The sequence below is a fragment of the Streptomyces sp. NPDC104307 genome (assembly GCF_055584045.1).
Genome location: NZ_JBVJMU010000013.1, coordinates 85,294 through 108,799 on the forward strand (window position 1 = coordinate 85,294; position 23,506 = coordinate 108,799).

A 23,506-nucleotide genomic window follows, 5' to 3' on the forward strand; every position below is an offset into this window, starting at 1 on the left:
CGCCCGGCCGCCCGCTACTCCGGCGCGACCGGCGCGACCGGCGCGGCGGTCAGCGCGTAGTCCGGGGCGGGCGGTGTGAGGGTACGGAACCGCTGGGCGCAGGAGTGCCGTTGCGCCACCGCCAGTCCGGCGATCACCGTGCCGAGCACCAGCCACCCCGCCGGCCCGGCGGCCATCACCACACCGGTCAGCAGCGGGGGCCCGGCGGACTTCTGGACGGACTGCGACATACCCGCCACCCCGAGGTAGGCGGCTCGCGCCTCCGGGGGCGCCAGCAGGACGGCCAGCTCCCACGAGCTTACCGAGCGCATCAGCTCCGCCAGCGTGACCAACACCGCCGCGCCGAGCAGGACCGCCGCGGCCGTCCACGTCCCGCACCGGACGGCCCCGGCCAGGAGCGCGCAGCACACGGACATCAGGCCGCCGTACAGCAGCAGTGTCCGGACCGTCCGGCGCGGGCCCTCGGACCGTCTGGACACGGCCAGTTGGAGCACGACGACCAGCACGGTGTTGATGACCAGGAAGGCCGGTACCAGGGCGTGCGGCGCGGAGGTGCGGTTGACCAGCCACAGCGGCAGCCCGACGCCGAGGACGGAGTCGTCGAGGTTCATCGGGATGTCGAGCAGGACGAACCTGAGGTAACCACGGTCCCGCCAGGGGCTCTTCGGCCGGTCGGGGGTGCGTCCGGCGACGGACGCCGACGCGGCTCCGGGCGCCGCCGTCGACCGCGCCACCTCGACCGACGCCTCCCGCAGCTCGCGGGTGCGCCACACCAGCACGGCCGCCACGACGAAGGAGAGCGCGTTGCCGAGGATCAGGGCGCGATAGGCGCCCGTGGTGCCCACGGCCAGCCCGACGGCCGCGATCCCGGCGCCGACCCCGTACCCCGCGTTGGCCGCGCTGCGCGACAACGCCTGGTACGCGGAGCGCCGTTCGCCCGCCGCGCGGGTGGCGAACAGCATCTCCAGCGTCTTGGCCGCCCTGTCCCCCAGGTAGGTCGCGGCGACGACGGGCAGCAGCGCCTCGAACCCCGGACACAGCAGCACCAGGGTCAGGGTCACCAGCCGCAGCAGATGACAGCCGATCAGCAGCGGACGCAGCGGAAAGCGCCCGGCCAGCCGTCCGGCCAGCGGTGAACCGGCGATACCCGCCACTCCGGCCACGCCCAGCAGCACCCCGATCTGCTGGGCGCTCAGATGCGTCACGAAGGTGAGGTACAGGACCGAGGACGCCGCCCACAGGCCGGAACCGGTGCGGTCGACAGAGAGGGCGAGCAGCATGATCCGGGCGTTACGTCCGCCCGGCGGATTACGCAGCTGCGCCAGCAGCCCCGGCCCGCGCGCCGGAACCCGGCCACCCCTGTTCTCGCCCTTGCCCTTGCCCTTCGTGGCGCGTCGCACCGCCCCACCCCCGAATCTCTTCACGGCTCAGCAGACCGGGGAAGCCTGTCGCGAATCTATCTCGATGTCAAGATACTTGATTACGAGATACTCTCGCGCCGCGTCGTCTCCGGCCGGTGGGGGGCGGCCGACGCCCGCCTCACCCCGGCCAGACGATCGCCTGGAGTTCGCTGTACGCGTGCAGGGCGTACGAGCCGACGTCGCGGCCCACCCCGCTGCGCTTGAATCCGCCGAACGGTGCCTCCATGTTCCGGCCGATGGTGTTCACGCCGACCCCGCCGGCCCGCAGCCTGCGGGCGACGCGGAAGGCGCGGGCCACGTCGCCGGACCAGACGTAGTCGATCAGCCCGTAGTCGCTGTCGTTGGCCAGTGCGATGCCCTCCTCCTCGTCGTCGAAGGGGACGACCACCACGACCGGGCCGAAGATCTCCTCCCGCACGACCCGCATGTCGGGTGTGCAGTCGGCCAGCAGCGTGGGCGCCACGTAGAAGCCGCTGCCGGTCGGGTTGGGGCGTTCGCCGCCTGCGAGGATCCGGGCGCCCTCCTTGCGGCCCAGTTCGACGTACGACTCGACGCGGTCCCGGTGGGCGGCGGAGATGACCGGGCCGACGACCGTGCCCTTCGCCGTCGGGTCCCCGACCGGCAGGTGTCCGGCGTACGCCGTGAGCTTCTCGACCAGGGCGTCGTGCGCCGCCCGCTGGACCAGGACGCGGGTCGGAGCCGTACAGATCTGTCCGCTGTAGAACGAGAACGTGGTGCCGATGCCCGCCACCGCGGAGTCGAGGTCGGCGTCGTCGAGGACCACGGCGGCGCCCTTGCCGCCCAGCTCCATCAGCTGCCGTTTCATGGACCGGCCGCAGACCTCCGCGATGCGCTGCCCGACCGAGGTGGAGCCGGTGAAGCTGACCATGTCGACGTCGGGCGAGTCCACGGCGGCCTCGCCCGCCTCCGCCCCAGAACCGCTGACCACGTTGACGACGCCCGGTGGCACACCGGCCTCCGCGAGGGCCTCCGCCATCCGGTAGACGGAGAGCGGGTCCTGCGGCGCGGGTTTCACGAGGACCGTGTTGCCCATCGCGAGCGCCGGGGCGATCTTGCCCGCCGGGTTGGCCCAGGGGTTGTTGTACGAGGTGATACAGGTGACGACGCCCACCGGCTGGCGGACCGCGAGCGCCCCGAAGATCCCGGCCCGGCCCATCGGACCGGCCTCGTTGATCTGCGGCGGGACCGCCTCCTCCGCCGGTTCCAGGGCGCCCTTCGCGTACCGCCGGAACCGGGCGGCGCCGACCGCCACCTGCATCCCGCGCGCGGTGCCGGTGGTGGCGCCGCTCTCCGCCTGCGCGAGCGCGGCGTGGGCGGTGAAGTCGCGCTGCATCAGGTCTGCGGCGCGGTCGAGGATCGCGGCGCGCTCCTCCGGGCGGCTCCGGGACCAGCTCGCGAAGGCCTCGCGGGCAGCGGCGGCCGCCTCGTACACCTGCGCCCGGCTCGCCTCGGGGGCGAGGCCGACGACGTCCTCCGTGGCCGGGTTGATCACCTCGTAGTGCCCGTTCGCGGGCTCGGTCCACTCGCCGCCGATGAAGAGGCGCTGGGGAGTCGCGGTCACTGCGTGCTCACCGTCCGGGTGTCGCGTCCGGAGCGCAGCACCGTGCCGGGGACCGCGCCGGTCACCTTGTCGTCCCGCAGCGTCTCCACCCCGTTGACCCGGACCGAGACGATGCCGAGGGCCTTGGAGTCGAGCCGGGGGCTGTCGCCGGGCAGGTCGTGGACGAGGGTGGCCGGGCCCGCGTCGATGCGTTCGGGATCGAAGAGCACGAGGTCGGCGTGGTAGCCCTCCGCGATCCTGCCCCGGTCGCGCAGGCCGAAGAGGCGCGCGGGGTCGTCGGTGAGCATCCTGACGGCCGCTTCGAGGGGGACGAGCTTGCGGCCGCGCAGGCAGTCACCGATGAACCGGGTGGTGTACGGGGCTCCGCACATCCGGTCCAGGTGGGCGCCCGCGTCGGAGCCGCCGAGCATGACGTCCTCGTGCTCCCAGGTCCGCTGCCGCAGCGCCCAGGAGTCGGGGTCGTTGTCGGTGGGCATCGGCCACAGGACCGTGCGCAGTTCGTCGGCGGCGCAGATCTCGACGAGGGCTTCGAAGGGGTCTTGGCCGCGTTCGGCGGCGATGTCGTTGACGACCCGGCCGCTGAGGCCCTCGTTGGCCGCGCTGTAGGTGTCCCCGATGACGTACCGGCCGAAGTTCGCGAGGCGGCGGAAGACACCGGCCTCCTTGCTGCCCGCGCGGCGCAGCATCTCGGTGCGGGTGTCCGCGTCCCGGAGCCGCTCGATGCGCTCGGGGACGGGCAGGGACAGGATGTCGCCCCAGCCGGGGATCAGGTTGAGGGCGCAGAAGGTGCCGAGCGACATGTTCATCGGGGTCAGGATCGGCATCGTGAGCGCGACGATCCGGCCGCCCGCGCGGCGGGCGCGTTCGCTGGGGACCAGCTGGCGCGGCACGCGCTCGGGGACGGCGGCGTCGATGGTCAGGACGTTCCAGTTGAGCGGGCGTCCGGCGGCCGCCGTCATGTCGACGAACAGCTCGATCTCCTCGTCGGAGAACTGGTCGAGGCAGCCCGCCACGATCGCCTCGATCTGGGTGCCCTCGTGCTCACCGACCGCGCGGGAGAGCGCGAGGAGTTCCTCGGGCAGCGCGTGCCTGGAGGCGACCGGCTGTCCGTCGCCGTCGGCGTGGGTGGAGGACTGGGTGGTGGACAGGCCCCACGCCCCGGCGTCCATCGCGTCGTGGAACAGGGCCAGCATGGCGTCCAGTTGGGCGGGCGTGGGCTGTCCGCCGACCGCGTCCGCGCCCATGACGTGCCGGCGCAGCGCGCAGTGCCCGACCATGAACCCGGCGTTGACGGCGATCCGCCCGTCGAGCGCGTCGAGGTACTCGCGGAAGCTGGACCAGGTCCAGTCCACGCCCTCCTCCAAGGCCTTGAGCGCCATGCCCTCGACCCGCGACATCATGCGCCGGGTGTAGTCGGCGTCCTCCGGCCGGTCCGGGTGGAGCGGGGCGAGGGTGAATCCGCAATTGCCCCCGGCGACGGTGGTCACGCCGTGGTTCATCGACGGGGTGGCGTACGGGTCCCAGAAGAGCTGGGCGTCGTAGTGGGTGTGCGGGTCGACGAACCCGGGCGCGAGGACGAGGCCGGTGGCGTCCTCGGTGGTCGCGGCGGGTCCGGGGGCATTGCCGGGCTCCGCGATGACGGCGATCCGGCCGTCACGGATGCCGATGTCCGCGAGGTAGGAGGGCCCGCCGGTGCCGTCCACGACGGTCGCTCCGCGGATGAGGTGGTCGAGCATGAGGGGTCCCTTCCGTGTGTGCAGAACCGAATGTGTGCCGGGGTGCGTACGGCCGCGGCACGCACCCCGGCCCGCGGAGCGGCGGTCCGGGAAGACGCCGCCCGTGTGTGGAGCCGGGGTTCACAACCGGGCAGAATCAGCCCCTCCGGCAATTGAGGAGCGGGGGCACGGAGGCAGCGCCCCCGCGACGCCCCGCGCCCGGTCTCACGCCGCGTCGCGGAACCGCGTCGTCCGGTGGACCGGGTCCGTGTCGATCTTCGGGATCACGTGCTCACCGATCAGCTTGATCGAGTTCAGCGTGTCCTCGGGGCTGATCCCGATCGGCAGTCCGAAGCTCAGCTGGTCCGCCCCCGCCCGCTCCCACCGCCGGCACTGCGCCAGCACCTCGTCCGGATCGCCGCAGATCATCAGCTCCTCCGCGATGAGGAGTTCGATGATCTCCTCCGAGTACTCCGGCAGCAGCTCCGGCCACTCCGGGATGCCCTCCGGGCGCGGGAACGTGTCGTGGTAGCGGAACAGCAGCGACTGGAGGTAGTTCAGCCCGCCGCCCACCGCGATCTCGACGGCCTTCTTGTGGGTCTCGGCGCAGATCGCCGTGGAGGTGACCATCACGTTGTCGTTGACGAAGTCACCGATCGGCTCGGCGTCCTTGACGGCCGTCTTGTAGGACTCGACGACCCATTCCATGTCGGAGACCTTCTGCACGCTGAAGCCCAGCACGCCGAGCCCCTTCTTGCCCGCCATGGCGTACGAGGAGGGCGAGCCGGCCGCGTACCACATCGCCGGGTGCGACTTCCCGTACGGCTTGGGCAGGATCTTGCGCGGCGGCAGCGACCAGCTCTTGCCCTGGAAGCCGACGTACTCGTCCTGGAGCCACATCTTGGGGAACTCCGAGATGGTCTCCTCCCAGAGGTCCTTGGTGTGGTTCATGTCGGTGATGCCCGGCATGAACCCGAGGATCTCGTGGCTGCCCGCCCCCCGCCCGGAGCCGAATTCGAAGCGCCCCTCGGAGAGGTGGTCCATCATGGCGACCTTCTCGGCCACCTTCACCGGGTGGTTGACCGGGGCGAGCGGGTTGAAGATGCCGGATCCGAGGTGGATGCGGTCCGTGGCGTGGGCGAGGTAGCCCAGGTACACGTCGTTGGCCGAGATGTGCGAGTACTCCTCCAGGAAGTGGTGCTCGGAGGCCCAGGCGTACTTGAAGCCGGACTTATCCGCCTGGATGACGTACTCGGTCTCCTCGATCAGCGCCTTGTGCTCTGCCCCGGGGTCCGTCTTGGCCCGCGCGGCGGGCACATACCCCTGTACAAAGAGCCCGAATTCCAAGGGGGTTCACCGTCCTCAATCGTTTCTGACACTCCGTCAGATTCTGATGCGTCCGACTGTTTCACCGACACCACGACCCGTCAATACCTGACACATCGTCAGGCACTTCGGGCGGCAGCGGTCAGAAGAGGCTGACCCCGGCCAGCCACCCGCCGTCGATGACGAACGGCTGCCCGGTGATGTACGAGGAGTCGTCAGAGGTCAGGAACAGCGCCAGGGCGGCCACCTCCTCCGGACGACCGATCCGGCCGAGCGGGACGAGCTTGCGGTAAAGCGCGTCCACGGCCTCCTTCGACCCCTCCTGGTCCGCGTCCGGGTCCAGCACCGACGGATTGGACATCGCGGTGTCCACGGCTCCGGGGCAGACGGCGTTGACCCTGACCCCCTTCGCCGCCAGCTCCACCGCCGCCACCTTGGTCAGTCCCAGCACGGCGTGCTTGGTCGCGGCGTACGCGCCGACGAACGCCATGCCGGTGAGCCCGGTGTACGAGGAGGTGTTGACGATGGTCCCGCCGCCCGCCGCCACGATCTCGGGCGCGACGGTCCTGATCCCCAGGAAGGCGCCCACCTGGTTGACCTGCACCACCTGCTGGAACTCCTCCAGCGGCGTGGTCACCAGCTCGTTGAACCGCAGGATCCCCGCGTTGTTGACCAGCCCGTCGATCCGCCCGAAGGCGCCCTTCGCCGCGGCGACCGCCGCCTGCCAGTCCGCCTCCCGGCTCACGTCGAGGTGGACGAAGAGCGCGTTCTCCTCCCCCAGCTCCTTCGCGAGCGCCTCGCCCTGCTCGTCGAGCACATCGGCGATCACCACCCGGGCCCCCTCGGCCGCGAAGAGCCGCGCCTCCTGCTCGCCCTGCCCGCGCGCCGCGCCGCTGATCAGTACCGTCCGCCCGTCCAGCTTCCCCATGACCTGACTCCTACCTGTCGAGGTGAGGTGCGACATCGGCGGCGAACGCCGCCATCTGATCGGTGAGTTCGGCCCGGCTGCGGCTGCGGAACCGCACCTGGATCTGGTGCACGCCCATCGCCGCGTACTCCCGCAGCGACTCGGCCAGCGCCTCCGGCTTCCCGCTGAGGGTGCGCCGCCCCACGGACCAGTCCGGCTCGCCCACGTACAGCGGCTCCGTGATGGCCCCGACGACGATCGGCTCCGCCACCCCGGCGGCCTCCCGCAGCGCGTACAGCCGGGCGATCTGCTCCGGCAGCTTCCCGCGCGGATCACCCTGCGGCAGCCAGCCGTCCCCCCGTACGGCCGCCCTGCGCACCGCGGCGGGCGAGGAGCCGCCCACCCAGAGCGGGACCCGCTCCTGGGCGGGCCTGGGCAGCTGGCCGAGCCCACTGAAGGAGAACCGCTCCCCCGCGAACTCCGGGTACTCCTCAGGGCCGAGCGCGGCCTTGAGTGCGTCGATGGTCTCGTCGAGCACTCCGCCGCGCCCGTCGAAGTCCGCCCCGAGCGCCTCGAACTCCTCGCGCACGTGCCCGGCCCCGACCCCGAGGACCAGCCGGCCGCCGCTGAGGTGGTCGAGGGTCGCGTACTGCTTGGCGGTGGCCAGCGGATGCCGCAGTCCGACGACCGCGACATGGCTCATCAGCAGCACCCGCTCGGTGACCCCGGCGAGGAACCCGAGCGTGGCCACCGGGTCGTACCAGACGGTGCTCATCCCCTCCGCGAGCCGGCGCGGGATGGCGACGTGGTCGCAGCTCGCGAGGTACGCGAACCCGGTACGGTCGGCGGTGCGGGCGATCTCGGCGAGGTCGGCCGGGGTGGCCCCGGCCTCCCACGGCTCCGCGTAGATGGCGCTCTGAGACTGGATCGGGAGCTGCATCCCGTACGACAGCGGCCCGGCGGGCGATATCGGCACCGTCCGGCCTCCTTCCCCTGGACCAGATCTGACGCTCCGTCACATAACGATGCGCGGGGCCATCGTCGTACCTGACGCTTAATCAGACAAGGGGAAGAGAGGGCTCATTCGAGTAGGTGAAGGGGGTGTCGGCCGAGTTGTCGACGTCCACTTCGCTCACGCTCCACACCCGGAAGCGGGGCTTCTCGTAGCCCTTCCCCTGGTCCACTGGCACCTTCACCTCGGCGGTGAAACCCCCGTCCGGACCACGGCCGGGGCGATGAGCGCGGCGGCGATCGTCGCCGCCGCGGTGATCACGGCCGCGACGATCGCCCCCCGGTGGCCGCCGCCCTGCGGAGCCGGTGGGCCGGGAGGCGGCGCCGGTATGGGGCGGGGCTGACCGTCGGGCTCGGACACTCTGTGGCCTCCAGCTGATTCACGACGTGGGGTGGAGCCCGTCAGGATATCGACGGCCGCAGCGTCATGTCATAACCAATTACGCCTGGCAGCAGGCGTTTTGCGCTCAGGCCAGCGGCCGGGCCCGCCGCGCCGCCGACACCGCCGCCGCCAGGAGCACCAGGGCGCCCGTCGCGAACACCGCGTTGCCGATGAGACCGGTGGCGCGGGACACATCGAGGTACCGCACCTGCTCGAACCCCACCCAGGCATAGGTGAGCAGCGCGCCCCCGGCGAGCCCGAGCCGGTGCGCCCCGGTCCACCCCTCGCTGCGCGCCCAGCGGACGCACGGCACCAGGACCGCCGCCACGAGCAGCGCCCAGCCGAGGACGGGCACCGCCGCGGGCACCTCGTCCGGCAGGTACTCCCGGCCCCAGTACACACTGGTAACGGCGAACGAGAGCGCACCGACCACCCAGGGCGCGGGCGGCGTGCGCCGCACCTCCAGTCCCTGCCCCGTCGTGCGCCTCGCTCCCGTCGGGCGGCACAGGAAGGCCGCGGCGATCAGTAGGGCGATGAGCACGCCCGCAGCGGCGAACTGCGCGGGCGTGGCCACGAAGTCCTCGGACTCCACCTGGGCCAGGGCGAGGAATCCCGAACCGGCGGTGAACACGAGGACGGTCGCCGAGAGGCCGGGGAGACCGAGCCAGGGGCGGGTGCGGTCACCGTCGCGGGCGAAGGCCTCGACGAGGGCGATGGGCACGCAGACGCTCCACACGGTGTGCAGCGTCAGCACGTCCTGGAGCAGCTGGACGCTGGTGTCCAGCAGCGGCACCCGGGCCCCCGCGTACGCGGCCCCCAGGTCGAAGCCGCCGTAGTGCGGGTTCCACAGCATCTGGTCGACCGGGCCCTCCTCGATCAGCGCGTACGCCGCGCCGAGCAGGATCATGGTCGGCCAGCCGCGCCCGGCACGGCGGGCCACCTCCCGGACCAGCAGCGCGCCGCCCCCGTACAGGGGCGCGAGCAGGAACACCGAGGGCAGCGCCGTGATCGGCTGGTTGCCGAGCAGGAACTCCCCGATCAGCGGTGCCAGCAGGAAGAGGCCGAGCGCGGAGCGGAGGCGGTGGTGGTGTGCGCGTGCCGGGGCCATGGATCCGATGCTGGTCCGGACACCCGGCGGCGGGCATCGGCCGATGGGCCAGGACCACCGGACGAAAGTATCCGGACGGCAGCCGAAGGTCGCGACCGTCCCCGCCCCACGACTGCCGCAGACGCGCGACGGGCCGGGTTCGGGGGCGTGCAGGGGAGTCCCCGCAGAACGACGAACACAGACCCGGGCACCCTCGCGGACCCGCCGCACGTTCGTCGTTTGAGGAGACGCCCCGGAGGGCCCCCGAACCCCCACCCACCGGACCAGGCGGCCCGCACCCGGCGGAGCACCCGCACCACCCAAGCCCGTCCGGCGATTGAGGACGGAACCCCGCACCCCGAAGACCCCGCACCACAGCGCCCCGCACCGCACCCCGCACCCCGCACCCCGCACCAAGGCCGCCTACTTCCGGTACAGCTCCTCGATCTCCGCCGCGAAGTCCCGGCTGACCGCGTCCCGTTTCAGCTTCAGTGACGGGGTCAGATGGCCGCGCTCCTCGGTGAAGTCCACCGGCAGCACGGTGAACTTCCGGATCGACTCGGCGCGGGAAACGAGCCGGTTGGCCTCGTCGACCGCGCGTTGCAGCGTGGTGTGCAGTTCCTCGTCGTGGATCAGTTCGCGCACCGGGACGCCCTCCTTCTTCCGCATCCGGCGCCAGTGGGAGAGCCCGTCCGGCTCCAGGGTGATCAGGGCGGTGATGAACGAGCGGTTGTCGCCGACCACCATGCACTGGCTGACCAGCGGATGGGCGCGCAGCCAGTCCTCCAGCGGGGCCGGGGTGACGTTCTTGCCGCCCGAGGTGATGATGATGTCCTTCTTGCGGCCGGTGATCGTGAGGTAGCCGTCCCCGTCGAGCGCGCCCAGGTCCCCGGTGGCGAACCAGCCGCCGTCGAGCGCGGGAACGGCCTCGCCGCGCTCCCCGTCCCAGTACCCCTGGAACACCTGGCCGCCGCTGAGCAGCACCTCGCCGTCCTCGGCTATGCGGACGGCGGTGCCCGGCAGCGGCCAGCCGACCGTGCCCAGCCGCGGTCTCAGCGGCGGGGTCACGGTGGCGGCCGCGGTGGTCTCCGTCAGCCCGTAGCCCTCGAAGATCTCGATGCCGGCGCCCGCGTAGAAGGCGGCGAGCCGGCTGCCGAGCGGGGAGCCGCCGCAGATCGCGTACCGGACCTGGCCGCCGAGCGCGGCCCTGATACGGCGGTAGACCAGCGGGTCGTAGAGCGCGCGGGCCGCCCGCAGACCGAGCCCGGGGCCCGGTCCGGTGCCGTGTTCCGCGGCTTCGACGGCCTGGCCGTAGCGCTGGGCGATCCGGGCGGCCCGGTCGAAGGACGAGGCGCGGCCCATCTTCTCCGCGGTGGCCCGGCCGGTGTTGTAGACCTTCTCCAGGACGTACGGGATGGCCAGCAGGAACGACGGCCGGAAACCGGCCAGGTCCGCGAGCAGGTCCTCGGTCTGGATGGACGGGGCGTGGCCCAGCCGGACCCTCGCGCGCAGGCAGCCGATCGCGACCATCCGGCCGAAGACGTGTGACAGCGGAAGGAACAGCAGGGTGGACGCGGGGTACTTGCTGACCGACTTGAACACCGGGTGCAGCAGCTCGATGGCGTTGTCGACCTCGGCGTAGAAGTTGCCGTGGGTCAGCACGCATCCCTTGGGGCGGCCGGTGGTGCCGGAGGTGTAGATGAGGGTGGCGGGGGTCTCGGGTTCCAGGGTGGCTCGGCGGGCCGCGACGGCGTCGTCGGGGACGTCCCGGCCGGCCGCCTTCAGCCGCCCCAGCACGCCCGTGTCGAACTGCCAGAGATGGGTGAGGCCGCCGAGCTGCTTGCGTTCCTGGCTGATGAGGCGGCCCTGCTCCGCCGTCTCGACCGCGCAGGCGGCGGCGCCCGAGTCCTGGAGTATCCAGCGGGCCTGGAAGGCGGAGGAGGTCGGATAGATGGGGACGGTGACCAGGCCGGCGGCCCACGCCGCGAAGTCCAGCAGCGTCCACTCGTACGTCGTACGGGCCATGATCGCGATGCGGTCGCCGCCCCGCAGCCCTTCCGCGATCAGGCCCTTGGCGACGGCGAGCACCTCGGCCGCGAACTCCGCCGCCGTCACGTCCTGCCAGCTGCCGTCCGGCTGCTTGCGGCTGAGGACGGCGTCGGCCGGGGCCTCGCGGGCGTTGTCGAAGGGGATCTCCGCGAGCGAGCCGCGCCGGACGGGCGGGGCGAACGCCGGTACGGAGACCTGCTGGACGGTGCCGTCGGCGGCCCTGACCTTGGTGGGCTCGACCAGGACGGGCGCGGTGGTGGTGGCGGGTGGCGTGGACACGTGCGGCTCCTCGGGCATCGGGGTCGGGCGGGGTCTGAACGGGTCGGAACAGGTCAGAACAGGTCAGAACAGGTCAGAACAGGTCCAAACTGATCGGAACGGGTCGAGACGTGCCTACGTGCACGGGGTTACGGGTCAGGCGCGTTCGAGGATCGCCGTCACGCCCTGGCCGCCGGCCGCGCAGATCGAGATCAGCCCGCGTCCCGGGGCGTCCCGCTCCGCGAGGAGCTTCGCGAGGGTGGCGACGATCCGGGCGCCCGTCGCGGCGAACGGGTGGCCGGTGGCGAGCGAGGAGCCGGCCACGTTGAGCTTCTCCCGGTCGACGGGGGCCAGGCCCGCCTTCTCCCAAGCGGCCAGCGTGGCGAGCACCTGGGAGGCGAAGGCCTCATGGACCTCGAAGAGGTCGAAGTCCTGGATACCGAGACCGGCCCGCTCCAGCAGCCTCGGCACGGCGTACGCGGGCGCCATCAGCAGACCGTCCTCGCCGCCCACGTAGTCCACCGCGGCGGTCTCGTACAGCGAGAGGTAGGCCAGCGGTTCGTGCCCGTGCCGCTCGGCCCACTCCTCGCTCGCCAGCAGCACCGTCGCGGCGCCGTCCGTGAGCGGGGTGGAGTTGCCCGCGGTCATCGTCGCGTCCGGGTGGTCCGCGCCGAACACCGGCTTCAGGGTGGCGAGTTTCTCCACCGTGGAGCCGGGGCGCAGGTTCTGGTCCCGCTCCAGACCGAGGTACGGGACGACGAGGTCGTCCAGGAATCCCCGCTCGTAGGCGGCGGCGAGTCGCTGGTGGCTGGTGGCAGCGAGCAGGTCCTGGTCCGCGCGGGCGATGTCCCACTGCCGGGCGGTGACCGCCGCGTGCTCGCCCATCGAGAGACCGGTGCGGGGTTCCGCGTTGCGCGGGATGTCCGGGACGAGATGGCGGGGGCGTACGCCCGCGAGGGCCTTCGCCCGGCCGCCCGTCGACTTCGCGCGGCGCGCCGACAACAGCAGCCTGCGCAGCTCGTCGTTGACGCCGAGCGGCGCATCGCTCGTGGTGTCCGCGCCGCCCGCAACGGCCGAGTCGACCGCCCCGAGCATGATCTTGTTGGCGGCGGCGATGACGGCCTGGAGGCCGGTGCCGCAGGCCTGCTGGATGTCGTACGCGGGGGTGCGCGGGTCGAGTTGGGAGCCGAGCACGGTCTCCCGGGCCAGGTTGAAGTCCCGGCTGTGCTTGAGGACCGCACCGGCGGCGAACTCCCCGACCCGCTGCCCCTGGAGCCCGAACCGCTCGACCAGTCCGTCCAGCGCGGCGGTGAGCATCTGCTGGTTGGAGGCCTGCGCGTACGACCCGTCGGAGCGGGCGAAGGGGATACGGCTGCCGCCGATGACCGCGACCCTGCGGGGCTGCGGGAGTGCGAGGGGGATCAATTCGACCAACTCATCTCGACCAGCTCCTGACTCTTGAGTAACCTTACTCTGGAGTAAATCTAAGACCGAGCAGGGAGTCTGGACAATGGCCGACCGCTATCTGCACTTCACCGGCACAGCGACCGGCCGGTTCCTGACCCGGCGGATCGGCCTGCCGCAGCCCGCACCGCTGCGCCGCTGGTCCCTGGAGACCCCGGCACTGACCGGCCCCGTCCGCCACCTCACGGCAGGGGACTCCACCGTGACAGAGGAGCTCGGCGCGGTCCTCGCCGCGACCGGCCTGGAGGTGAGGACGGACGCGGAACGGCCCGCGACCGGAACGGATGTGAACGCGAGCGCGGAACGGCCCGCGGCCGGACCGGCATCCAGGACGGGCACCGAACGACCCGCCGCGCTCGTCCTGGACGCCACGGCCGTCGACACCGCCGCCGGGCTCGGGGCCGTGCACGGCGCGCTGCACCCCGTCGTCCGCTCCCTCGCACCGGGCGGCCGCGTCGTCGTCCTCGGCGTGCGGCCCTCCCCGGACGACCACCACCAGGCCGCCGCCCAGCAGGCCCTCGAAGGCTTCGTGCGCTCCCTCGGCAAGGAGATCGGGAAGGGCTCGACCGCGCAGCTGGTCCGCGTCGTGCCCGGCGCGCTCTCCGGCGCCGAATCCACCCTGCGCTTCCTGCTGTCGCCCCGGTCCGCGTACATCAGCGGCCAGGTCATCGAGTTGACCTCGGCCGCCCCCGACCCGGTCGACGACTGGGCCGCCCCGCTCGCCGGCCGCACCGCGCTGGTCACCGGGGCGGCGCGCGGCATCGGCGCCTCGGTCGCCTCCGTGCTCGCCCGGGACGGCGCCCACGTCATCTGCCTGGACGTCCCGCAGGCGCGGGAGGACCTGGAGCGCACCGCCGCCCGGCTCGGCGCGACCGCCCTGCCGCTGGACATCACCGCGGCCGACGCGGCGGCCCGGATCACCGCCGCCGCCCCGGACGGCCTCGACATCCTCGTCCACAACGCCGGCATCACCCGCGACCGGCGGCTCGCCAACATGGCCGCCGACCGCTGGGCCCCGGTCATCGACGTCAACCTCGACAGCGTCCTGCGCACCACGGACGCGCTGCTGAAGACCGGCACCGTCAACCGGGGCGGCCGGATCGTCGCCACCGCCTCCATCGCGGGCATCGCCGGCAACAACGGCCAGACCAACTACGCGGCGAGCAAGGCCGGAATCATCGGCCTGGTCCGCTCACTGGCCCCACGCGCCGCCGCCGACCACGGCGTCACGGTCAACGCGGTCGCCCCCGGCTTCATCGAGACGAAGATGACCGCCGCCGTGCCGCTCTTCATCCGCGAGGCGGGCCGCCGGATGAACTCCCTCTCGCAGGGCGGGCTCCCGGTCGACGTCGCCGAGACGACCGCCTGGTTCGCCCAGCCCGCCTCCAGCGCCGTCAACGGCCAGGTCGTCCGGGTGTGCGGCCAGAGCCTGCTGGGGGCGTGACCGGTGCCGAGCCTGCTCCTCTCGCTGGCGCGCGGCGCCGCCACGTCCCCGTTCAAACGGCCCGGCCGCCCGGACGCCGCACTGCCGCCCGACCGCGCGACCGCCCCCGCCGCACGCCCCGCGGCCGGCCCGCTGGCCGCGTACCGCAGGATCTGCGGCTTCACGGAGCCGGACGCCCTGCCGGTCACCTACCCCCACGTCCTGGCCTTCCCGCTCGCGATGCGGCTGATGACCCGGCACCGCTTCCCGCTGCCGGTCACCGGACTCGTCCACACCTGGATCGAGATCACCGCACACCGGCCCCTGCACCCCACGGACGCACTCGAACTGACGGTTTACGCGACCGAGTTGACGCCGCACCGGCGCGGCACCGAGGTCACCGTGGTCACCGAGGCCCGGCTCTCGGGCGAGCTGGTGTGGGAGTCCCGCAGCGGCTACCTGTCCCGGCACGCGCCCCGCACGGGCACGGCCCCGGCCACCCCCGGACCTGCGCTCCCCGCCACCCCCGGACCGGCACTCCCCGCCGTCGCCGAGTGGCAGCTCCCCGCAGACCTGGGACGGCGCTACGGAGCAGCCTCCGGCGACCGCAACCCCATCCACCTGTATCCGGTGACGGCACGGCTGTTCGGCTTCCCGCGCGCCATCGCGCACGGCATGTGGACCGTGGCCCACTGCCTCGCGCAGACCCCGCGACCACACCTGATCCACACGCTACGGGCCGACTTCAGGGCGCCCGTCCTCCTCCCCGGCACCGTCACCTACGCGTCCGACGGCACCGGCTTCCAGCTCCGCGACGGCACGGGCGACGCCGCCCGCGTCCACCTCACCGGGACGGCGGCTGCAGTGAGCGAAGAGACCGGGTAGGGGCCATGCCATCCCTGGCCGTGTTGCCGGGTGGGGTTGGGTTGCCAGCTCGATGGCCTCACCAACTGGCGGCACTACTGGAACGACCACTTCGCCCAGCACGGGACCAGGCCCGGCACCGAACCGGTGGGCATACGCTCTCCTTCCGGGGACTCCCCTCTGGGTGCGAGCGACATGGCGGGAAACGTGTCGCAGTGGACGTCCAGCGCCTATGAGCTCTACGACCCCGCCCGCACCTACGACCGGATGTACCACGCAGCCGCCGGACGGTACATGGCCGTCCGCGGAGGGGGCTGGATGCACCTGCGCTTCCAGGTCCGCACCACAGAACGGTTCGCGGCAGCTCCCGGCTACTCCAACCACGCCCTCGGGTTCCGCTGCGCCCGCACTGCACCTCAAGGCACCTCTGCGGGCTGAAACAGCCCCGGAGATGCGCATGCAACCAGCCACTAGGCTCTGCGCATGAAGGTACTCATCACCGGCGGAGCCGGGTATATCGGCAGCACCATCGCCTCCGCTTGCCTCGACTCCGGGATCGAACCAGTAATCCTCGACAACCTCTCCACCGGCCGCCGGGAGTTCACCACCGACCGGATCTTCTACGAGGGCGACATCGCGGACGGCCCCCTCATCGACCGCGTCTTTGCCGAGCACCCCGACATTCACGCAGTCGTCCACTGTGCCGCGCTGATCGTCGTGCCGGACTCCGTGGCCGACCCCGTCGGCTACTACCGCAACAACGTCACGGCCGGCCTCGACTTCGTCGGCCACCTCCTGCGCAACCGGTGCACCCGCATGATCTTCAGCTCGTCGGCGTCGATCTACGAGACCGGCGCCGACTCCACTGTCGGCGAGGACTCCGCCCACGCCCCGCAGAGCCCCTACGCCCGGACCAAGACGGTCTGCGAAGGCATGTTCACCGACATCGCGGCGACCCAGCCGATCCGCGTCCTGTCGCTGCGCTACTTCAATCCGATCGGCGCGGACCCCAAGATGCGGACCGGCCTGCAACTGCGGCGTCCCAGCCACGCCCTCGGCAAGCTGATCTCGGCACACGAAGAAGGTGCGTGCTTCGAGATCACCGGCACCGACTGGCCCACCCGCGACGGATCCGGCATCCGTGACTACGTCCACGTCTGGGACCTGGCCGCCGCGCACGTAGCCTCGATCGAGCGCTTCGACACCATCCTGAGCGCCGATCAGCGCTCAGTTGCCATCAACCTGGGCACCGGGACGGGCACCACCGTGCGGGAACTCATCGCGGCATTCAACGAAATCGTGGACACCCCCGTCGCGGCGACGGAAACCGGTCCGCGCGCCGGCGACGTCGCCGGCGCCTACACCCGCAGCGACCGCGCCAACCGCCTCCTGGACTGGCACCCGCAGTACACGGTCACGGACGGCATCCGCGACTCCCTGCACTGGGCCGCCGTCCGCGACGAACGACTCACGGGTTCCTGACCCCTCCCCCGACCTGCGGCAACTCGCTGGTGGGGTCCACCTGTGGGCCTGGCCGCCGTGGTCCCGGCGGAAACCGCCGTACGCATGGCCCTGACCGCCGTAGCTCTCGTCCGAGCCCGCGGTCTTAAGCCCGGATCGAGCCGGGCCCGGCCGGACGCTACACATGCCCGGACTGCCCCCGCGGCTGCCAGGAGCGCCCGTTCATGAGGTTCTCCAGCCCCGCCCAGGAGAAGTTCATCAGGGTGGACGCCGCCTCCTTCGCCGAGACGCCCGGGGTCTCGTTCGCCCAGCCGGCGAGCGACTCCGCGGCGCCCACCAGCGCCTGCGCGAGGCCCGCCACGTCGCGGTCGGGGAGCGCCGGGTCGTGATGGGCCTCGCGGGCCGCCGCCCCGATCAGACCCGTCACGAACGCGACGATCTCGTCGCGCATCACGCTCACCTCGGTGGCGAAGGGCTCCCCGTGCGTACGCGCCTGCCGGTACAGCACCGCCCAGCCGTCCGGGTTCTGCGCGGTGTGCGTGAAGAACGCCCGCAGCCCGGACCACAGTTGCCGGTCGGCGGGCAGTCCCGGTTCCGCCCCGGCCTGTACGGCCGCGAGCAGCTCCCGGGCCTCGCGCCGGATGCACGCGGTGAACAGCTCGTCCTTTGAATTCAGGTACAGGTACACCAGCGGCTTGGACACCCCGGCCAGCTCGGCGATCTCGTCCATGGAGGCGGCCCGGTAGCCGCGCCGCCCGAACGTCCGCACCGCGGCGTCCATCATCTGCTGCTCGCGCACGGCGCGCGGCATCCGCTTGCCCTTCACAGCACCCATGCCGGACTCCTCCCGCCCCGCTGCACCACTCCCCGGTAAGAGTACGGCGCGTTCGCGAAACGGCTGCGCCCCGTACCCAGGTGCGGAGGGTACGGGGCGCAGCCGTTGGGGACCGCGTGGATCAGGCGGGGACGGGCACCTTCGCCGGCTCGCTGTCCTGGACCTCGACGTCGTCCACCGGGGAGGCGGAGGCCGAGTTGTACAGGTCGTGGTCGAGGATCTTCTCGCGCGCCGAGACGAGGACCGGGACCAGCGCCTGGCCCGCCACGTTGGTCGCCGTCCTCATCATGTCCAGGATCGGGTCGATGGCCATCAGCAGGCCGACGCCCTCCAGCGGGAGGCCCAGCGTCGACAGCGTCAGGGTCAGCATGACCGTGGCGCCGGTGAGACCGGCGGTGGCGGCGGAGCCGATCACCGAGACGAACGCGATCAGGATGTAGTCACCGACACCCAGCTGAACGTCGAAGATCTGCGCGATGAAGATCGCGGCCAGCGCCGGGTAGATCGCGGCGCAGCCGTCCATCTTGGTCGTCGCACCGAACGGGACCGAGAAGGAGGCGTACTCCTTCGGGACGCCGAGGCGCTCGGTGACCTGCTGGGTGACCGGCATGGTGCCGACCGAGGAGCGCGAGACGAAGGCGAGCTGGATCGCGGGCCAGGCGCCCTTGAAGAACTGGAGCGGGCTGACCTTGGCGACGGTGGCCAGGAGCAGCGGGTAGACGCCGAACATCACCAGGGCGCAGCCGATGTAGACGTCGGCGGTGAAGGTCGCGTACTTGCCGATCAGGTCCCAGCCGTAGTCCGCGATCGCGTAGCCGATGAGGCCGATGGTGCCGATCGGGGCGAGCCGGATGACCCACCACAGGGCCTTCTGGAGGAGCTCCAGGACGGCTTCGCTGAGGGTGAGGATCGGCTGGGCCTTCTCGCCGAGCTGCAGGGCGGCGATACCGGCGACGGCGGCCATGAAGACGATCTGGAGGACGTTCAGCTCGGTGAACGGTGTGATCACGTTCTCCGGGATGATGCCGGTCAGGAAGTCGAGCCAGGAGCCGGCGTGCTCGGGGGCCTTGCCGTCCTTCGGCGTGAGGCCGGTGCCGGAGCCCGGGTTGGTGATCAGGCCGATCGCGAGGCCGATGGCGACCGCGATCAGTGAGGTGATCATGAACCAGAGGACGGTGCGGCCCGCCAGCCTGGCGGCGTTGTTGACCTTGCGCAGGTTGGTGATCGACACCAGGATCGCGAAGAAGACGAGGGGCGCGACGGCCAGCTTCAGCAGCTGGACGAAGATGTGGCCGACCTTGTCGAGCGTGGTGTAGAGCCAGTCGATGTCCTGGCTGCGGGCGAGCCAGCCGAGCAGTACGCCGAGGACGAGACCGGCGACGATCTGGGCCCAGAACGGGACCTTGGGTATGCGGAAACCGGAGCCGGAGGGCTCATCGGTGGTGGCGGACGCGGGGTTCGCGGACACGGACACACTCCAGATGTGACGCATCGGGACGCACGGGGACGGTGTGCGGAGGGGACGGGGGTGCGGCGCCCGCGTCAGAGGCGGCGCCGCTGCATGATGCCGTTCAGACGTTGCGGCAACAGACCGCGGACATACAGCGGCAGAGATCGACATGCAGGCGCGCCACGAGCGGGATGCTCGCGGCAGGTCGGAGGCGCACAGCTGTCTTCATGCCGAACACGTTAACACTTGAACTTTGAGAACCTCAAAGGTCTTCTTTGGTATGACACTGCGTCCGCACACCCGTCAGCACCCGGCAGCACTCCTCAACTGGCCCCGGAGGAACGCGAAAACCCCAGTACAGGAGCGTTGACTCCGGCGCTGGGGTTTCGGGAAGAATTGGTATGAGTGTGAGGCAGCTTACATTTCCCCTACTGGGTGACGCTGTCCTCGCGGGTGCGGTTCGCCTCAAGGCGGGCCTTGGTCCGGTCGACCTTGGAGATGATCTGCTCGGACATCTCGTCGCGCTGCTTGCGCAGCAGCACGTAGCTGAGCGGTGCGGAGAGCACCAGGGCGAGCAGGATGACCCAGATGATGTTCGAGCCCCCCGCTCCGGAGGGCAGCAGCCCGTAGTTGACCGCCACGGCGGCGAGCGCGAAGCAGCCGACGAAGATACTGAGACGCATCGCGGTGTACCGGATCATTGCGCTCGGCTTTGCAGCGGACACAGCTCGCCTTCTCTCTACGTGACAGTCCTGCCCGTCCAGTGAAGCATGCCCCGTAATCGCGCGGTTCGGAGGGCTCCGCCAAGGGTCCGCGCGGCGGTCCTGGACCACCGCTCTCAGCCGAGCGGCAGCAGCATGATGATGTCGTCGCGGTCGTCCCCGTCGGCCACCCGGATCGCCCCCGGCACCCGTCCGACCTCCTTGTAGCCGCAGGCTGCGTAGAAGCGGTCGGCGCCCGTGCCGCCCCGGCAGGTGAGCCGGATGGCCTCGATGCCCTCGATGGAGCGCGCGGCGTCGGCGGCCGCGGCCATCAGGTCGCGCCCGAAGCCCCGGCCCTGGTGGCGGGGGTGGACCATCACCGTGTAGAGCCAGACCCAGTGCGACATCAGCCGGTGCGTGTTGCGGGTCAGGAAGGCCGTGGCGGCGACGGCGCCCTCCTCGTCGTAGCCGACGAGGAGCCGGGTGCGCTCCTCCGTGATGGCGGTGAGGTGCTTGACCAGTTCGGGCCGGACGTCCTCCGCCGTGACGGGCGGCACAAACCCCACCGCGCCGCCCGCGTTGGACACATCGGCCCAGAGCGCGGTGACGCCGTCCCGCAGGGGCCTGTCGAAGGGAGGGTCCAGCTCAAAGGTAAGTGTCATAGATGCAGATTAACCATTACGAGCGCTGCGCTCAATCCCGTCGGGAAACCCCGCCAGAAACGCGGGAAAGCTCCGGCCGGGGACGGCGGCCGGAGCTTTCGTGGAGCAGTCTTTCGTGGAGCAGTACAGCACTGCGCGCGCCCGGGGGCGCGCGCCGGGTCAGACCCGCATCGGCTGCGGCGACTCGCGCCGGTCCGCGTCGGGGCCCGGGTACTCGCGGAGGATCTCGTACCGGGTGTTGCGCTCGACGGGCCGGAAGCCGGCGTCGCGGATCAGGTCAAGGAGGTCCTCACGGCCGAGCTTGTTGGGCGTGCCGTAGTTGTCCGCGTCGTGCGTGATCTTGTACTCGACGACCGAGCCGTCCATGTCGTCCGCGCCGTGCTGGAGCGCGAGCTGGGCGGTCTGCACGCCGTGCATCACCCAGAAGACCTTGACGTGCGGGACGTTGTCGAAGAGCAGCCGGGAGACCGCGAAGGTCTTGAGCGCCTCCGCGCCGGTCGCCATCGTCGTGCGCGCCTGGAGCTTGTTGCGGACCTTGCCGTCCTTCATGTCCACGAAGTCGTGCTGGTAGCGCAGCGGGATGAAGACCTGGAAGCCGCCGGTCTCGTCCTGGAGCTCACGCAGCCGCAGCACGTGGTCGACGCGGTGGCGGGGCTCCTCGATGTGCCCGTACAGCATCGTCGCCGGGGTCTTGAGCCCCTTCTCGTGCGCGAGCCGGTGGATGCGCGACCAGTCCTCCCAGTGGGTGGCGTGGTCCACGATGTGCTGGCGGACCTCCCAGTCGAAGATCTCCGCGCCGCCGCCGGTCAGCGATTCCAGACCGGCGTCGATCAGCTCGTCGAGGATCTCGGAGGCGGAGAGCCCGGAGATGGTCTCGAAGTGGTGGATCTCGGTGGCGGTGAACGCCTTGAGGGAGACCTCCGGCAGCGCTTCCTTGAGCGCGCTCAGCGAACGCGGGTAGTAGCGCCACGGCAGGGTGGGGTGCAGCCCGTTGACGATGTGCAGCTCGGTGAGGTTCTCGCCCTGCATCGCCTTCGCGAGGCGGACGGCCTCCTCGATGCGCATCGTGTACGCGTCCTTCTCGCCCGGCTTGCGCTGGAACGAGCAGTACGCGCAGGACGCGGTGCACACGTTCGTCATGTTGAGGTGGCGGTTGACGTTGAAGTGGACGACGTCGCCGTTCTTACGCGTACGCACCTCATGGGCCAGACCGCCGAGCCAGGCCAGGTCGTCGGACTCGTAGAGCGCGATCCCGTCCTCGCGGGTCAGCCGCTCGCCGGCCCGGACCTTCTGCTCCAGCTCGCGCTTGAGTCCCGCGTCCACTAGGGCGCCTCCCATTTCTCTACGTAACAGACTTCGCTCACCGTACTCCTCCGCCGGGCGCGCCCCACGAACCCCCCGTCGGCCCTTCCGTCAGCCCTCTTCGGGCAGCTCGCCGACCCGGTTCTCCCACTTGGTGGACAGCACGATCGTGGTGCGGGTGCGCGAGACGCCCCGGGTGCCGCTGAGCCGGCGGATGGTCTTCTCCAGGCCGTCCACGTCACCGACGCGCACCTTGAGCATGTAGGAGTCGTCCCCCGCGATGAACCAGGCGTCCTCGATCTCCGCGAGGTCTTTCAGCCGGTGCGCGACGTCCTCGTGGTCCGCGGCGTCGGAGAGCGAGATGCCGATCAGGGCCGTGACGCCGAGCCCGAGCGAGGCCGCGTCGACGGTGGCGCGGTAGCCGGTGATGACTCCGGCGGACTCCAGCCGGTTGATGCGGTCGGTGACGCTGGGCCCGGAGAGCCCGACGAGCCGGCCCAGCTCGGCGTACGAGGCCCTGCCGTTCTCCCTGAGGGCCTGGATGAGCTGCCTGTCCACCGCGTCCATGTGAATGGAACCTTCCATTAATCAGCAGTATCGCGAGTCTATGTGTAGAATCTAAGGCATGCAGGCCTCACGACCTGTAAATCTTCCCGAACATCCAAAAAATGCTTTCGAATCTTCGAATCCTCAGGAGTGACAACACCGTGTACACGATCGAGATGGCCTACGCCCGGATGCGCGAGCTGCAGGACCTGGCCAACCGCTCGCGTGCCCACCAGCCCGCCGCCGCGCACCGGGTCGACCGGACCCGCACCCCGCGCGCGCCCAAGAAGCGCTGACTCCGCCCGGATCAGCCACGGGAGCCGCCACCGAGCTCTCCCTCCCAGCGGCGGTACAGCTGGTGCGGCACCCCTGCCGCGTCCAGCACCCGCCCCGCGACGAAATCCACCAGATCCTGGATGTGCGTCGCACCCGCGTAGAACGCCGGAGAGGCGGGCAGCACGACCGCGCCCGCCTCGTCCAGGGCCACCAGCGCCTTGAGCGTCTGCCCGCTGAGCGGGGTCTCGCGGACCGCGACGACCAGCTTCCGCCGCTCCTTGAGCGTCACGCTCGCGGCCCGCTGCAACAGGTCCTTCGAGAGCCCGAGCGCCACTCCGGCCACACACGCCGTCGAGGCCGGGACGATCAGCATCCCCTTCGCCGGGTAGGACCCCGAGGACGGCCCGGCCGCCAGATCGCCCGCCGCCCAGTGCCGTACCCCGGACACGTCCACGTCGAAGGTGTGCGGCTTGCCGTCCGCGCCCCGCGCCAGCCAGCAGCGCAGGTCCTCCTGCCAGTGCGCGTCACGGAAGGCGATCCCGGTCTCGTCCAGCAGGGTGAGGCGGGACGCCCGGCTCACCACCAGATCGACGCTCTCGCCCGCGGCCAGCAGACCGCGCAGCACCGCGGCGGCGAATGGTGTGCCCGAAGCGCCCGAAACCCCGACAATCCAAGGCTGTCGCTGCTGCTGACTCACTGAAATCCCGGAATCCACAGAACCGAGCCTATCCGGCACGCACCACCCGGAACCGAGCCAGGGGCTCCGTGCGTTGCGAGGTGTGAA

At 71.3% G+C, this 23,506-nt stretch carries 23 protein-coding genes; 5 read left to right on the forward strand and 18 right to left on the reverse strand.

Annotated elements, in window-relative coordinates:
- Positions 1–14 precede the first annotated feature (14 nt).
- The 11 genes from ACZ601_RS27690 to ACZ601_RS27740 all read right to left on the reverse strand — a co-directional run bounded on the left by ACZ601_RS27690 (position 15) and on the right by ACZ601_RS27740 (position 13,172).
- Positions 15–1,400, reverse strand: a complete 1,386-nt coding sequence (locus ACZ601_RS27690) for an MFS transporter (RefSeq protein ID WP_469542867.1) — start codon at positions 1,398–1,400, stop codon at positions 15–17.
- Between the two features lie 139 nt (positions 1,401–1,539).
- On the reverse strand, positions 1,540–3,003 hold the full coding sequence (locus ACZ601_RS27695) for an aldehyde dehydrogenase family protein (RefSeq protein WP_469542870.1): 1,464 nt from the start codon (positions 3,001–3,003) through the stop codon (positions 1,540–1,542).
- Positions 3,000–4,739 (reverse strand): N-acyl-D-amino-acid deacylase family protein, encoded by a 1,740-nt coding sequence (locus ACZ601_RS27700; RefSeq protein ID WP_469542872.1) that lies wholly within the window; start codon positions 4,737–4,739, stop codon positions 3,000–3,002. Before ACZ601_RS27700 ends, ACZ601_RS27695 begins: the two co-directional genes overlap by 4 nt.
- Before the next feature lie 204 nt (positions 4,740–4,943).
- On the reverse strand, positions 4,944–6,065 hold the full coding sequence (locus tag ACZ601_RS27705) for an LLM class flavin-dependent oxidoreductase (RefSeq protein ID WP_469542874.1): 1,122 nt from the start codon (positions 6,063–6,065) through the stop codon (positions 4,944–4,946).
- 121 nt (positions 6,066–6,186) lie between these two features.
- Positions 6,187–6,972 carry an SDR family NAD(P)-dependent oxidoreductase gene (locus ACZ601_RS27710; protein WP_469542877.1) on the reverse strand — a complete coding sequence of 262 codons (786 nt, stop codon included), beginning with the start codon at positions 6,970–6,972 and terminating at the stop codon, positions 6,187–6,189.
- A gap of 10 nt (positions 6,973–6,982) precedes the next feature.
- On the reverse strand, positions 6,983–7,927 hold the full coding sequence (locus ACZ601_RS27715; protein ID WP_469542880.1) for an LLM class F420-dependent oxidoreductase: 945 nt from the start codon (positions 7,925–7,927) through the stop codon (positions 6,983–6,985).
- A gap of 82 nt (positions 7,928–8,009) precedes the next feature.
- The gene (locus ACZ601_RS27720; RefSeq protein WP_469542883.1) at positions 8,010–8,135 is read right to left on the reverse strand and encodes a hypothetical protein; all 126 of its coding nucleotides are present in this window, start codon (positions 8,133–8,135) and stop codon (positions 8,010–8,012) included.
- 8 nt (positions 8,136–8,143) lie between these two features.
- Complete coding sequence (locus ACZ601_RS27725; RefSeq protein WP_469542884.1) at positions 8,144–8,323, reverse strand: hypothetical protein; 180 nt, start codon at positions 8,321–8,323, stop codon at positions 8,144–8,146.
- A gap of 106 nt (positions 8,324–8,429) precedes the next feature.
- On the reverse strand, positions 8,430–9,452 hold the full coding sequence (locus ACZ601_RS27730; protein ID WP_469542886.1) for a hypothetical protein: 1,023 nt from the start codon (positions 9,450–9,452) through the stop codon (positions 8,430–8,432).
- 402 nt (positions 9,453–9,854) lie between these two features.
- A complete protein-coding gene (locus ACZ601_RS27735; RefSeq protein WP_469542887.1) occupies positions 9,855–11,777 on the reverse strand; it encodes an AMP-dependent synthetase/ligase in 1,923 nt (640 codons plus the stop codon).
- 117 nt (positions 11,778–11,894) lie between these two features.
- Entirely contained in the window at positions 11,895–13,172 is a 1,278-nt protein-coding gene (locus ACZ601_RS27740) for an acetyl-CoA C-acetyltransferase (RefSeq protein WP_469542888.1), read from the reverse strand.
- A 76-nt stretch (positions 13,173–13,248) separates the two neighbouring features.
- Here ACZ601_RS27740 and ACZ601_RS27745 point away from each other — a divergent pair, with 76 nt between their 5' ends.
- From ACZ601_RS27745 to galE, 4 genes are read left to right on the forward strand one after another with little or no spacing between them, the layout of a single operon-like run.
- On the forward strand, positions 13,249–14,646 hold the full coding sequence (locus ACZ601_RS27745; protein ID WP_469542890.1) for a 3-oxoacyl-ACP reductase: 1,398 nt from the start codon (positions 13,249–13,251) through the stop codon (positions 14,644–14,646).
- A gap of 3 nt (positions 14,647–14,649) precedes the next feature.
- Positions 14,650–15,510, forward strand: a complete 861-nt coding sequence (locus tag ACZ601_RS27750; protein WP_469542891.1) for a MaoC/PaaZ C-terminal domain-containing protein — start codon at positions 14,650–14,652, stop codon at positions 15,508–15,510.
- A gap of 30 nt (positions 15,511–15,540) precedes the next feature.
- Positions 15,541–15,927 (forward strand): formylglycine-generating enzyme family protein, encoded by a 387-nt coding sequence (locus ACZ601_RS27755; RefSeq protein ID WP_469542893.1) that lies wholly within the window; start codon positions 15,541–15,543, stop codon positions 15,925–15,927.
- Positions 15,928–15,972: 45 nt separating this feature from the next.
- Positions 15,973–16,971, forward strand: coding sequence for a UDP-glucose 4-epimerase GalE (gene galE / locus ACZ601_RS27760; RefSeq protein ID WP_469542896.1), 999 nt, complete (start codon positions 15,973–15,975; stop codon positions 16,969–16,971).
- Between the two features lie 157 nt (positions 16,972–17,128).
- Here galE and ACZ601_RS27765 read toward each other — a convergent pair whose 3' ends face one another.
- From ACZ601_RS27765 to ACZ601_RS27790, 6 genes are all read right to left on the reverse strand, one after another.
- The gene (locus ACZ601_RS27765) at positions 17,129–17,785 is read right to left on the reverse strand and encodes a TetR/AcrR family transcriptional regulator (RefSeq protein WP_469542898.1); all 657 of its coding nucleotides are present in this window, start codon (positions 17,783–17,785) and stop codon (positions 17,129–17,131) included.
- Positions 17,786–17,906: 121 nt separating this feature from the next.
- On the reverse strand, positions 17,907–19,253 hold the full coding sequence (locus ACZ601_RS27770) for a dicarboxylate/amino acid:cation symporter (RefSeq protein ID WP_469542900.1): 1,347 nt from the start codon (positions 19,251–19,253) through the stop codon (positions 17,907–17,909).
- Positions 19,254–19,663: 410 nt separating this feature from the next.
- Complete coding sequence (locus ACZ601_RS27775; RefSeq protein WP_469542902.1) at positions 19,664–19,918, reverse strand: DUF4229 domain-containing protein; 255 nt, start codon at positions 19,916–19,918, stop codon at positions 19,664–19,666.
- 155 nt (positions 19,919–20,073) lie between these two features.
- Positions 20,074–20,598: a GNAT family N-acetyltransferase gene (locus ACZ601_RS27780; RefSeq protein WP_440576875.1), complete on the reverse strand. Its 525-nt coding sequence runs from the start codon at positions 20,596–20,598 to the stop codon at positions 20,074–20,076.
- Positions 20,599–20,757: 159 nt separating this feature from the next.
- Positions 20,758–21,921, reverse strand: coding sequence for an aminofutalosine synthase MqnE (mqnE, locus tag ACZ601_RS27785; protein WP_073737183.1), 1,164 nt, complete (start codon positions 21,919–21,921; stop codon positions 20,758–20,760).
- Between the two features lie 90 nt (positions 21,922–22,011).
- Complete coding sequence (locus ACZ601_RS27790) at positions 22,012–22,467, reverse strand: Lrp/AsnC family transcriptional regulator (protein WP_073737182.1); 456 nt, start codon at positions 22,465–22,467, stop codon at positions 22,012–22,014.
- A gap of 140 nt (positions 22,468–22,607) precedes the next feature.
- Here ACZ601_RS27790 and ACZ601_RS27795 point away from each other — a divergent pair, with 140 nt between their 5' ends.
- Complete coding sequence (locus ACZ601_RS27795) at positions 22,608–22,742, forward strand: hypothetical protein (protein WP_260255715.1); 135 nt, start codon at positions 22,608–22,610, stop codon at positions 22,740–22,742.
- Between the two features lie 11 nt (positions 22,743–22,753).
- Here the strand turns inward: ACZ601_RS27795 and ACZ601_RS27800 are convergent, their stop codons facing one another.
- Positions 22,754–23,419: a UbiX family flavin prenyltransferase gene (locus ACZ601_RS27800; protein ID WP_469543184.1), complete on the reverse strand. Its 666-nt coding sequence runs from the start codon at positions 23,417–23,419 to the stop codon at positions 22,754–22,756.
- Between the last annotated feature and the right edge of the window lie 87 nt (positions 23,420–23,506).

Coding starts and splice junctions, on each gene's coding strand:
- ACZ601_RS27710 (WP_469542877.1), bottom strand. CDS start 6,972: ATGGGGAAGCTGGACGGGCGGACGGTACTGATCAGCGGCGCGGCGCGC.
- ACZ601_RS27735 (WP_469542887.1), bottom strand. CDS start 11,777: ATGCCCGAGGAGCCGCACGTGTCCACGCCACCCGCCACCACCACCGCG.
- ACZ601_RS27790 (WP_073737182.1), bottom strand. CDS start 22,467: ATGGACGCGGTGGACAGGCAGCTCATCCAGGCCCTCAGGGAGAACGGC.
- ACZ601_RS27745 (WP_469542890.1), top strand. CDS start 13,249: ATGGCCGACCGCTATCTGCACTTCACCGGCACAGCGACCGGCCGGTTC.
- ACZ601_RS27730 (WP_469542886.1), bottom strand. CDS start 9,452: ATGGCCCCGGCACGCGCACACCACCACCGCCTCCGCTCCGCGCTCGGC.
- ACZ601_RS27775 (WP_469542902.1), bottom strand. CDS start 19,918: ATGCGTCTCAGTATCTTCGTCGGCTGCTTCGCGCTCGCCGCCGTGGCG.
- ACZ601_RS27765 (WP_469542898.1), bottom strand. CDS start 17,785: ATGGGTGCTGTGAAGGGCAAGCGGATGCCGCGCGCCGTGCGCGAGCAG.
- ACZ601_RS27780 (WP_440576875.1), bottom strand. CDS start 20,598: ATGACACTTACCTTTGAGCTGGACCCTCCCTTCGACAGGCCCCTGCGG.
- galE (WP_469542896.1), top strand. CDS start 15,973: ATGAAGGTACTCATCACCGGCGGAGCCGGGTATATCGGCAGCACCATC.
- ACZ601_RS27700 (WP_469542872.1), bottom strand. CDS start 4,739: ATGCTCGACCACCTCATCCGCGGAGCGACCGTCGTGGACGGCACCGGC.